The organism is Aeromonas sp. EU05-FHT14A05 (genome assembly GCF_058791175.1).
Window position 1 is genome coordinate 262472 of sequence record NZ_JBYTDH010000003.1, and the last position, 11104, is coordinate 273575.

8 protein-coding genes are annotated in these 11104 nt (G+C 62.0%); 2 read left to right on the plus strand and 6 right to left on the minus strand.

What is annotated here, in order from left to right:
• Positions 1-452 precede the first annotated feature (452 nt).
• The 6 genes from pbpG to pepA form a co-directional block, all read right to left on the minus strand.
• Positions 453-1280 (minus strand): D-alanyl-D-alanine endopeptidase, encoded by an 828-nt coding sequence (gene pbpG, locus AC3WR3_RS06490; protein ID WP_139438681.1) that lies wholly within the window; start codon positions 1278-1280, stop codon positions 453-455.
• 136 nt (positions 1281-1416) lie between these two features.
• Positions 1417-2082 (minus strand): DedA family protein, encoded by a 666-nt coding sequence (locus AC3WR3_RS06495; RefSeq protein WP_025325626.1) that lies wholly within the window; start codon positions 2080-2082, stop codon positions 1417-1419.
• 18 nt (positions 2083-2100) lie between these two features.
• Positions 2101-3393, minus strand: a complete 1293-nt coding sequence (locus AC3WR3_RS06500) for a hemolysin family protein (RefSeq protein ID WP_319912224.1) — start codon at positions 3391-3393, stop codon at positions 2101-2103.
• A gap of 242 nt (positions 3394-3635) precedes the next feature.
• Positions 3636-6488 (minus strand): valine--tRNA ligase, encoded by a 2853-nt coding sequence (locus AC3WR3_RS06505; protein WP_492291478.1) that lies wholly within the window; start codon positions 6486-6488, stop codon positions 3636-3638.
• 65 nt (positions 6489-6553) lie between these two features.
• Entirely contained in the window at positions 6554-7009 is a 456-nt protein-coding gene (locus AC3WR3_RS06510) for a DNA polymerase III subunit chi (RefSeq protein WP_025325629.1), read from the minus strand.
• A gap of 156 nt (positions 7010-7165) precedes the next feature.
• Entirely contained in the window at positions 7166-8677 is a 1512-nt protein-coding gene (gene pepA, locus AC3WR3_RS06515; protein ID WP_041206455.1) for a leucyl aminopeptidase, read from the minus strand.
• 172 nt (positions 8678-8849) lie between these two features.
• On the opposite strand from pepA, the gene lptF reads away from it, so the two are divergent.
• Positions 8850-9962 (plus strand): LPS export ABC transporter permease LptF, encoded by a 1113-nt coding sequence (lptF, locus tag AC3WR3_RS06520; RefSeq protein ID WP_162519280.1) that lies wholly within the window; start codon positions 8850-8852, stop codon positions 9960-9962.
• 135 nt (positions 9963-10097) lie between these two features.
• Positions 10098-11104 (plus strand): LPS export ABC transporter permease LptG (lptG, locus tag AC3WR3_RS06525; protein ID WP_492291479.1); only part of this gene is annotated, 1007 nt, incomplete at its 3' end.

An 11104-nucleotide genomic window follows, 5' to 3' on the forward strand; every position in this document is an offset into this window, starting at 1 on the left:
GCCCGTAGCTCAGCTGGATAGAGTACCTGGCTACGAACCAGGTGGTCAGAGGTTCGAATCCTCTCGGGCGCACCATACAGACAGCCTCGACGTCAGTCGGGGCTGTTTTTTTATGGGCGCCATTTCCCCGGTCGTGGGGCTCTGCTGCCCTGATGGCGATCGATGTGCCGCCGCATTGAACGACCCTTGTCGTTCTCGCCACATCACTCCCTGTCTTCGTCCTATCTTCCCCCCTATCCGGATCAGACCCTGCCACTCGCGTCTTGTCATCCCAGCCCCATGCTGTCTCCTGCTGCTCATAGGCGCTGCTGCAGGCACGCTCTGTGCCCACTGGTACCACGAGGGCGGCATGAACCCAGGCTCTGGACGTTGCGCGCCCTGGCGGCCGACAGCAGCCTTTGGCGGGCAAATAAAAAGGATGCCGAGGCATCCTTTTTGTTTGAGTGGTTCACTCAGCTTTTCAGCCACTTGCGAATGCGGTTGGCATCGCCGATGGGGGTGCGTTTGCCCACTGAGTTGAGCAGCACTATGGCGAGCTCCTGACGGTCCGGCTTGGCACGCATCAGCAGGCAGCGCCCCGCCTCGTCGGTGTAGCCGGTCTTGGAGAGGCGCACGTCCCAGTCCGGGTTCTTCACCAGGGGATTGGTGTTGTTGAACATCAGGCTGTAGGCGGGGGTGCTGAAGCGCATCTCCTTGTTGGTGTCCTGGGTGAACTGGCGGATCAGCGGCTGGCGATAGGCGGCGGCGATGAGCCTGGCCAGATCCCGGGCGGTGGAGACGTTGCGGGTCGACAGGCCGGTGGAGTCGTAGAAACGGCTGTTGCGCATGCCAAGCTGTCTGGCCTTGTTGTTCATGGCGCGAATGAAGGCCGAGCGGCCACCCGGATAGTGGCGGGCGAGGGCAGAGGCCATGCGATTCTCGGAAGACATCAGCGCCAGGTGCAGGGCGTCACGGCGGCTCACCTTGGTGCCCATGCGCACCCGGGAGTAGGTGTGCTTGAGGTTGTCCCTGTCGTTCTGATCTATGGTCAGGGTCTGATTGAGGTTCTGGCGGGCATCCAGCACCACCAGGGCCGTCATCAGCTTGGTGAGGGAGGCGATGGGGCGCACCTGGGCAGGGTTCTTCTGGTAGAGGGTCTTGCCCGTGTTGATGTCCATCACCAGGGCACTGCCCGATTTCAGTTGCAGCTTGGCCGGGTTGGGCGCCGCCAGGGCTGCCTGCGATCCGAGCAGTCCCATCAATCCACATACCAGCGCGATTGCGCGAATCCGACACCCCATACAACCGACTCCATCCACAGCGAAAAAAGGCGCTAGATTCACTCATTTTTGCCCTCGCTTTACAAGAGCGGGAGGGCGGAATTCGCCACTATTTCCATAAAAAAGGGCCGCCTCTCGGCGACCCCTGTGATTTCTCTCAGTCCCTGGAGACGTGGACCTTGCGTTTGCTCAGCCAGCGCCAGACCAGCGCTATCAAGCCGCCGACCAGCAGCACCAGCGGCAGGCAGAGGATGATGCTGAGGAACTGGGACTCATACTGCGCGGCCAGCTTGGTGTGGCTCAGGTAGTAACCCAGCCCGACCAGAGGGCAGATCCACATGATGGAGCTGATGAGGTTGACCACCAGGAAGCGGCCCTGGGGTATCTCGTTGGCGCCGACTATGTAGGGGTAGGCGGTGCGCACGAAGGCGATGTAGCGGGCGGTGATCAGGGTGATGATGCCGTACTTGTTGAGCAGGTAGTGCACCTTCTCCTTGTGCTTCTCATCCAGGTGGGACATCAGCCTGTGGTACATCTGGGTGTGGCCGAGGAAGCGCCCCTGCATGTAGCCGAGCCAGGTGCCGACGAAGGTCGCCAGGATCAGCAGCGGGATGACGGCGAGCGGCAGCACCCCTTGATAGATGAGCACGCCGGTCAGGATCAGCAGGGTGTCACCGGGCAGGAAGGCGGTCGGGATGAAGCCATTTTCCAGCACCAGGAAGGTCAGCAGGACTATGTAGACCATGAAGACCATCTTGGGGTCGGACAGGGTCGCCAGATCCTGATTAATGAAGGCGTGAGCCAGGTGGTAAAACTGCTCCATACATGCAAACTCCGCAGGTTAGCTGGGTTGGTCGGTCAAGGGCATGGCAAGCACCTTGTCGATGCGCAGGCCGTCCATATCCACGATTTCCAGTTGCCACTGTTCCAGGGTGACCAGGTCTCCGGTCTGGGGAAGGCGGCCAAGGAGCAGCATGATAAGCCCTCCGAGGGTGTGATAGTGATGTTTTTCTTCTTCCGGCAGGCGAACCAGTTCCAGACAGTCCTTCAATTCCGGCAGCGGGATCAGGCCGTCGAGCAGCCAGCTGCCATCGGCACGCTGGAAGGCCCAGTTGTCCTCCCCGTCTTCCTGCTGGAAGTCGCCCGCCAGGGTCTCCAGCAGATCCTGCTGGGTGACCAGCCCCTGCAGCTCGCCGTATTCATCCACCACCAGCACCATGTGCTCGGCGTGGGCGCGGAAGTGGTTGAGCAACTCCAGGCCGTTGAGGGTCTCCGGCAACAGGCTGCCGTCCTGGGTCAGGGCCGCCAGATCGATGGGTTCCCCCTTGATGTAGGCGTGCAGCACCTTGCTGACGTTGAGGATGCCCACCAGATCAGAGAGGCTGCCGTCACAGACCGGGAAGAAGCTGTGGCGATACTCCACCAGGCGCTGCAGGTTGGTCTCGAGCGGCAGGGAGAGATCCAGATAGCGGATGTCGCTGCGGGGCACCATCAGGGAGGAGAGGCTGCGTTCGTCGAGGCGGAACACGTTCCGCAACATGGTGTGCTCGTGATCCTCGATGATCCCGGCCTCGGAGCCTTCCACCAGCATGGCGTGGATCTCCTCCTGGGTGACGTTGTTGCTGTTGTTCTGATCGACCCGCAGCAGGCGCAGGCTGGCGTTGGTGGAGGCGGAGAGCAGCCAGACGAAGGGGCGGGTCAGGGTCGCCAGCCAGAGCATGGGGCGGGCCACCAGGCAGGCGATGCGCTCGGCATTGAGCTGACCGAGGCGCTTGGGCACCAGTTCCCCCACCACGATGGAGAGGTAGGTCACCAGCACCACGACGATCACGGTGGCGATCAGGCTGCTGCTCTTGGGAGAGAGGCCCCACTCCTGCAACCACTGTGCGAAGGGCTGGGCCAGCAGGGACTCGCCATAGATGCCGTTGAGCAGGCCTATGCTGGTGATGCCGATCTGGACGGCGGAGAGGAAATGGGTCGGATTCTCCCCCAGCTTGAGGGCGATGGCGGCAGAGCGGCTTCCCTCGCTGGCCATCTTGCTGAGACGGGCCTTGCGTGCGGTGACGATGGCGATTTCCGACATGGCGAAGACGCCATTGAGCAAAATCAATCCAAGCAGGATCAATATTTCCATACTGCAGCAGCACTCCCGGTAGAAAAGATCGCTGGCAGTGTAATGAATTTGCGGGCGCAGCGCTTGTGAAAGGAGGTGATTTGGCCCGTGAATTTTTCAATTTCTCCCGCTGCAAGGGGGCGTGAGCCCCGCACGGCGGCGTCGTCATGCTGGCTGCTGCACGATACAAGCGGCCTTGCCATCCGGGGCGGAAAATGAAAAGCCCCCGATAGACGGGGGCTTTTTGGGCTCGGGAGGGGCACTTAGAGGGCGGCGATCTCGGCCTGCTGGGCTTCCAGCTTGGTCAGCTGGAGACGGTAATCTTCCAGCTTCTCGCGCTCCTTGGCGATGACGGCTTCCGGCGCCTTGGCGACGAAGGCCTCGTTGCCGAGCTTGCCTTCGATGCGACCGCACTCGCCGACCAGCCTGGCGACCTCTTTGGCCAGACGGGCCAGTTCGGCCTCTTTGTCGATGAGGCCCGCCATGGGGATCATCAGCTCGGTGGCACCGATCAGCTTCTTCACCGACAGGGGGGCGACTTCACCTTCGCCAAGCACGCGGATGGACTCCAGACGGGCCAGGGACTTGAGGAAGGCCTCGTTGTCACCGGCACGCTGGCTATCCTTGGCATCGCACTTGAGCAGCACGTTGAGGGCGACGCTCGGGGCCACGTTCATCTCGGCGCGGATGTTGCGGATGCTGACGATGAACTCCTTCACCCACTCCTGATCCGCCATGGCGGCTTCGTCCACCTTGGCGGCGTCGAACTCCGGGAAGGCCTGCAGCATGATGGTGTCGGCGTTGACACCGGTCAGCGGGGCCACCGACTTCCAGATGGTCTCGGTGATGAAGGGGATGATGGGATGCGCCAGACGCAGCAGGGTTTCCAGCACGGTCACCAGCGTGTGACGGGTGGCGCGCTGCTCGGCGTCCGAGCCCTTGCCCAGCACCGGCTTGGTCAGCTCCAGATACCAGTCGCAGAACTGGTTCCAGATAAATTCGTACAGCACACCGGCCGCGATATCGAAGCGGTAGGTATCGAGCGCGGTACGGAAGTCACGGATGGCCAGCTGCAGCTGGGACTGGATCCAGCGATCCGCCAGGCTGAACTGCATCTCGCCGCCGTGCAGGCCGCAATCCTGATCCTCGGTGTTCATCAGCACATAGCGGGAGGCGTTCCACAGCTTGTTGCAGAAGTTGTTGTAGCCATCCAGGCGCTTCATGTCCCAGTTGATGTCACGACCTGTAGAGGCCAGCGCCGCCAGGGTGAAGCGCAGGGCGTCGGTACCGTGGGCCTCGATCCCTTCCGGGAACTGCTTGGCGGTACGCTTGCCGATCTTCTCGGCCATCTGCGGCTGCATCATGTTGCCGGTGCGCTTCTCCAGCAGATCTTCCAGGGAGATGCCGTCGATCATGTCGAGGGGGTCCAGCACGTTGCCCTTGGACTTGGACATCTTCTGACCTTCTTCGTCACGGATAAGGCCGGTGATGTAGACGGTCTTGAACGGGACTTGCGGCTGGCCGTTTTCGTCCTTGATGAAGTGCATGGTCATCATGATCATCCGGGCAATCCAGAAGAAGATGATGTCGAAGCCGCTCATCAGCACGTCGGTCGGGTGGAAGGTCTTGAGCGCCTCTGTGTTGTTCGGCCAGCCCAGGGTGGAGAAGGTCCACAGGGCGGAGCTGAACCAGGTGTCGAGCACGTCTTCGTCCTGACGCAGTACGGTCACGGACGGGATGCTGTGCTTGGCACGCACTTCCGCCTCGTCACGGCCCACGTAGACGTTGCCGGCGTCGTCATACCAGGCCGGGATGCGGTGGCCCCACCACAGCTGACGGGAGACGCACCAGTCCTGAATGTCGCGCATCCAGGAGAAGTACATGTTTTCGTACTGTTTCGGCACGAACTGGATGCGGCCATCTTCCACCGCTTCGATGGCGGTCTTGGCCATGGGTGCCACGCGCACGTACCACTGGTCGGTCAGCATGGGCTCGATGGGCACGCCGCCACGATCGCCGTAGGGCTGCTGCAGCACGTGGTCCTTGATTTCGGCCAAGAGGCCCAGCTCGTCCAGCTTGGCGACGATGGCCTTGCGGGCGGCGAAGCGCTCCATGCCGGCGAACTCGCTCGGCAGGGCGGCGTCATAGGCGGTGCTGGGGTTGCCGTTGGTGTCGACCACTTCGGCCTCGGCGCGCACGTGGGCGTCCAGGGTGAAGATGTTGATCATCGGCAGGTTGTGGCGCTTGCCCACTTCGTTGTCGTTGAAGTCGTGGGCCGGGGTGATCTTCACGCAGCCGGTGCCCTTCTCCATGTCGGCGTGTTCGTCGGCGACGATGGGGATCAGGCGGTTCACCAGCGGCAGCAGTATGTGCTGGCCGATCAGCGCCTTGTAGCGCGGGTCTTCCGGGTTCACGGCCACGGCGGTATCGCCCAGCATGGTCTCCGGACGGGTGGTGGCGACGATCAGGTGATCCTTGCCCTCGGCGGTCTTGGCGCCGTTGGCCAGCGGATAGCGCAGGTGCCACATGTGGCCCTTGATCTCGCGGTTTTCCACTTCCAGATCGGAGATGGCGGTGTTGAGCTTGGGATCCCAGTTCACCAGACGCTTGCCGCGGTACATCAGGCCATCTTCGTAGAGACGCACGAACACTTCCTGGACGGCGCTCGAGAGGCCCTCATCCATGGTGAAGCGCTCGCGCTCCCAATCCACGGAGTCGCCGAGGCGGCGCATCTGGCGGGTGATGGTGCCACCGGACTCTTCCTTCCACTGCCAGATCTTGTCGATGAAGGCATCACGGCCGTAGTCGTGACGGGTCTTGCCCTCTTCGGCGGCGATCTTGCGCTCAACCACCATCTGGGTGGCGATACCGGCGTGGTCGGTACCCGCCTGCCACAGGGTGTTCTTGCCCTGCATGCGGTTGTAGCGGATCAGGGTGTCCATCAGGGTCTGCTGGAAGGCGTGACCCATGTGCAGGCTGCCGGTGACGTTCGGCGGCGGGATCATGATGCAGAAGGAGTCTTTGCTGGTGTCGCCGTGGGGCTTGAAGTAACCCTGGGCTTCCCAGTGCTGATAGAGCGCCTGTTCGATGGCGTTGTGATTAAAAGTCTTTTCCATGGTCTCGCCGTATTCTGGATGGATGGAGTCTGGTGTTGGGTCGTCGTGGATCGAAGGTGGCGCAGTCAGGGCTGCGCCGGATCCGGTGCGGCAAGGACGGGCTGATCCCTCATCTCGAGGGTGTGGCCCGCCTGGCGATAGTGCTTGTAGCGCTCGCGGGCTTGCTGCTTTTGCGTTTCGTCAGTGGGGACAAAATCTACCACTTGAGCGAAGTGTCCTGCAAACAAAGGTGTCTGCTCGGCCAGGTTGATGAGGCGGGCATAGCGCCGCTTCGGTGGCTGATGGCCTATCTCCACCGGGGCCTGGCCGCTCTCCCCCTGCAACTGGTGCGGCACGAAACGATCCGGTGGCAGTTGCCACAGCAGTTCGTCCAGGCGCAGGGCCTGGGCCTCGTCGTTGCAAAACAGATAGAGGTGGCCGGCACTCCAGCCATCGGCTGCCAGTTGGCAGGCGAGGCGCTCGACCGCAGACGCCTGAGCGTCGTCCGGCTCACTCATCAGGTAAAAGGTCACTTGGCTCATCAGGTTGGTCCCGTTTGGCTGTGACGGACAGCGATTGGCCGTCTGCGGGGCGCCGTGCCAGGCACGGTCTTCCCGGATTCTCTCAATGAAACAAGGAAGAGGCGAGCCTCTTCCTTGTGGTACCACTCCCCTGATGCGGGCATCCGAAGAGAGGAGTTACTCCTTGTCTTCGACGTCCGCCACGCCGGCTCGATTGAGCAGGAACTGGGTGAGCAGCGGCACCGGGCGACCGGTGGAGCCTTTATCCTTGCCGCTCTTCCAGGCGGTTCCTGCGATATCCAGGTGGGCCCAGTTGTACTTCTTGGTGAAGCGCGACAGGAAGGCGGCGGCCGTGATGGTGCCGGCCGGACGACCGCCGATGTTGGCCATGTCCGCAAACGGGCTCTCCAGCTGCTCCTGATACTCGTCGAACAGGGGCAGGCGCCAGGCGCGGTCACCGGCCTGCTCGGAGGCGTTGAGCAGCTCGTGGGCCAGGGGGTTGTGGTTCGCCAGCAGACCCGAGGTGTGGTGACCCAGGGCGATGATACAGGCGCCGGTCAGGGTCGCCACGTCGATCACGGTCTCGGGATCGTAGCGGTCCACATAGGTGAGGGCATCGCACAGCACCAGGCGACCCTCGGCGTCGGTGTTGAGCACCTCGACGGTCTGGCCGGACATGGTGGTGAGGATGTCACCCGGGCGATAGGCGTTGCCACCCGGCATGTTCTCGCAGCCCGCCAGCACGCCTATGACGTTGATGGGTAGCTGCAACTGGGCCAGGGCATGCATGGTGCCGAGCACGGAGGCGGCGCCGCCCATGTCGTACTTCATCTCGTCCATGCCGTCCGCCGGCTTGATGGAGATGCCGCCGGAGTCGAAGGTCAGCCCCTTGCCCACCAGCACTATGGGCTTGGCGTCGGCGTTGCCCTTGTATTCGATGATGGCCATCATGGCTTCGTTCTCGGAGCCGCGGGCCACCGCCAGATAGGAGTTCATGCCGAGTTCGGCCATCTCCTGCTCGCCGATCACCTTGGTGGTGATGTTGTCATAGGCATCCGCCAGACGGCGGGCCTGGGAGGCGAGGTAGGCCGGATTGCAGACGTTGGGCGGCATGTTCGCCACATCGCGGCAGATGCGCACCCCTTTGGCCACGGCCAGGCCGTGGGTGATGGCGCGCTCGCCTATGGTCAGTTCCCGACGGGTCGGCACGTTGAAGACCAGCTTGCGCAACGGGCGGCGTGGCTCGGCCTTGTTGGTCTTGAACTGATCGAAGCTGTAGAGGCCCGCCTTGGTGGTTTCCACCGCCTGACGCACCTTCCAGTAGGTATCCCGGCCCTTGACGTGCAGCTCGGTCAGGAAGCAGACAGCCTCCATGGACCCGGTCTCGTTCAGGGTGGTGATGGTCTTGTTGATGATCTGCTTGTACTGGCGTTCGTCGAGTTCCCGCTCCTTGCCGCAACCGACCAGCAGCACGCGCTCGCTGAGCACGCCCGGTACTTGATGCAGCAACAGCATCTGGCCTGGTTTGCCTTCCAGATCGCCGCGGCGCAGCAGCGAGCTGAGGTAGCCGTCGCTGATCTTGTCCAGCTGTTCGGCAACCGGAGAGAGGCGGCGAGGCTCAAATACGCCGACCACGACGCAGGCGCTGCGTTGCTTCTCAGGACTGCCACTCTTTACACTGAACTCCATGGAATCTCCTACATCCTAAAGACAAAAGGCACCATTTATTGAATAATGCGGTGCTTGTTGGGGTATCAGAGGCGGAGCGAACAGCCACAGGCTCCGCAGTTCAAACTGGTAAAAATCCAATATAGGGCCCTATTTTTCAGGCATTCGACTAAAAACACAAGTTTACTTGGGAATGACTGTGATCGTTTTCCGATATTTGTTCAGGGAGACCCTGAAAACCCAGCTGGCGGTGCTGTTCGTACTGCTGCTTATCTTCGTCAGCCAGCAATTTATCCAGATCATTGGCGATGCCGCCGATGGCGAGGTGCCGACGCGCCTGGTTTCCACCCTCTTGCTGCTCAACCTGCCGAATATGGCCCTGTTGATGCTACCTATCAGTCTGTTTTTAGCCATTCTGTTTGCTCACGGTCGTTTGTATGCGGAAAGCGAGATGACGGTGATGCATGCGGTGGGCTTCAGCCACCGCTTCGTGATGGGCAGCGCCCTGCTGCTGGCCCTGCTGACGGCCGCCGTGGCGGCCTTCAACACCGGCTGGATAGCCCCCCAAGCCAAGGAGCGCGAGTACCAGGTGATCGACGAGTTCAAGGCCGATCCCGGTATCTCCTTCCTGCAGGCGGGTCGTTTCATGGAGCTCGACAAGGGGCGTCTGGTGGCCTACATCCAGGATCTGAACGACAAGGGCTCGGAGTTGCAGAAGATCTTCGTGCTGCAGCGGGCCGAAGGGGGCTCGCCCCCTTCCGTGGTGGTGGCCAACGAGGGGCAGGTGACGGCCGACAGCAACGGCTTGCAGTGGCTGACCCTGAAGGATGGCTCCCGCTACGAGGGCCAGTTCACCGGCAAGCAGTTCCAGGTCTCCGAGTTCAGCGAATACAGCCTGGTGATCCGTCAGCAGGAGATGGAGCGATCCAACCGCAAGGCGGCGGCCAAGCCGACCCTGGAGCTGCTCGGTACCCAGAGCAACCAGCTGATGGCCGAGTTGCAGTGGCGCTTGTCGCTGCCCCTCTCCATCCTGGTGCTCACCTTCCTGGTGGTGCCGCTGGCCCGGGTCAACCCGCGCCAGGGGCGTTACGCCAAGCTGCTGCCGGCCATACTGCTCTATCTCTCCTATTTCCTGCTGCTCAGCGCCGCCCGGTCGGCCATCGACAGCGGGCGTCTGCCCCACTGGCCCGGCATGTTCCTGGTGCCCCTGGTCTATCTGCTGCTGATCGGGCTGCCGCTCAACCTGCAGGGCACCAGCTGGTGGAACGGGGTCAAGAGTCACTTTGTCAAAGGCAAGTCAGCATGATGCTGCAACCTGGGAGTCTCTGCTGATGTTTGGCATTCTCGATAGACATGACAGTCGGGTCATTTTTGATGCCGATCCGGTGCACCGTATTGCAGGAGAAATCAGCATGAAGCGACAAGATAGGGGTCTCGGCTGATGTTTGGCATTCTCGATAGATATATCGGCAGGGTCATCTTCATGTCGATCCTGCTGTGCGAACTGACCCTGGTCGGGCTGGCGGCGCTCATCAAGTATGTGGAGCAGTTGAAAGCCGTGGGGGAGGGCAACTACGACATGCTCAATGCCCTCTATTTCGTGCTGCTCTCCATGCCCAAGGAGGCGGTGCTCTTCTTCCCGCTGGCCGCCTTGCTGGGTGGCCTCATCGGTCTCGGCCAGCTGGCCACCAGCTCGGAGCTGGTGGTGATGCAGGCGGCGGGCCGCTCCAAGATCAGCATCGTCATGGCGGCGCTCAAGACGGCTATCCCCCTGATGCTGCTGGTGGGCCTGATGGGCGAGTACGTAGCCCCGGCCGCCAAGCGGATGGCGGATGACATCAAGGCGGGTGCCATGTCGGAAGGGCGACTCACCGTCTCGGCCTACGGGGTCTGGGCGCGGGATGGCAACAACTTCGTCAACATCAACGGAGTGCGCAACGACGGCGCCCTGACCGGCATCACCCTGTATCGTTTCACCCCGTCCCGCAACCTGATCGACGTGGTCCAGGCGCAGGAAGGGGTGTTCGAGCAGCATCACTGGCTGCTCAAGCAGGTGCACATCACCCGTTTCGACGATCCCAAGCAGATCCTGGACGAGAAACATGCCGAGATGGCGTGGCAGTCCGAGCTGACCCCCAAGCAGCTGGGGGTGGTGAGCATAGATCCCGAGAACCTGCCCATCTCGGGACTGCGAGACTACATCGGCTATCTGGATGCCAACAAGCAGGATGCCGGGCGCTACAAGCTGGAGATGTGGCGCAAGCTGCTGTCGCCGCTCTCTGTGGTGGCCATGATCTTGCTCGCCTCCTCCTTCATCTTCGGCCCGCTGCGCTCGGTGAGCATGGGGGCCCGGATGCTGATGGGGATCATGACCGGCTTCGCGGTCTATGTGAGCGATCGGGTGTTCGGCCCGGTCAGCCTGGTGTATGCGGTGCCGCCCATTCTGGC

Coding starts and splice junctions, on each gene's coding strand:
- pbpG (WP_139438681.1), bottom strand. CDS start 1,280: ATGGGGTGTCGGATTCGCGCAATCGCGCTGGTATGTGGATTGATGGGA.
- AC3WR3_RS06505 (WP_492291478.1), bottom strand. CDS start 6,488: ATGGAAAAGACTTTTAATCACAACGCCATCGAACAGGCGCTCTATCAG.
- pepA (WP_041206455.1), bottom strand. CDS start 8,677: ATGGAGTTCAGTGTAAAGAGTGGCAGTCCTGAGAAGCAACGCAGCGCC.
- AC3WR3_RS06500 (WP_319912224.1), bottom strand. CDS start 3,393: ATGGAAATATTGATCCTGCTTGGATTGATTTTGCTCAATGGCGTCTTC.
- AC3WR3_RS06495 (WP_025325626.1), bottom strand. CDS start 2,082: ATGGAGCAGTTTTACCACCTGGCTCACGCCTTCATTAATCAGGATCTG.
- AC3WR3_RS06510 (WP_025325629.1), bottom strand. CDS start 7,009: ATGAGCCAAGTGACCTTTTACCTGATGAGTGAGCCGGACGACGCTCAG.
- lptF (WP_162519280.1), top strand. CDS start 8,850: ATGACTGTGATCGTTTTCCGATATTTGTTCAGGGAGACCCTGAAAACC.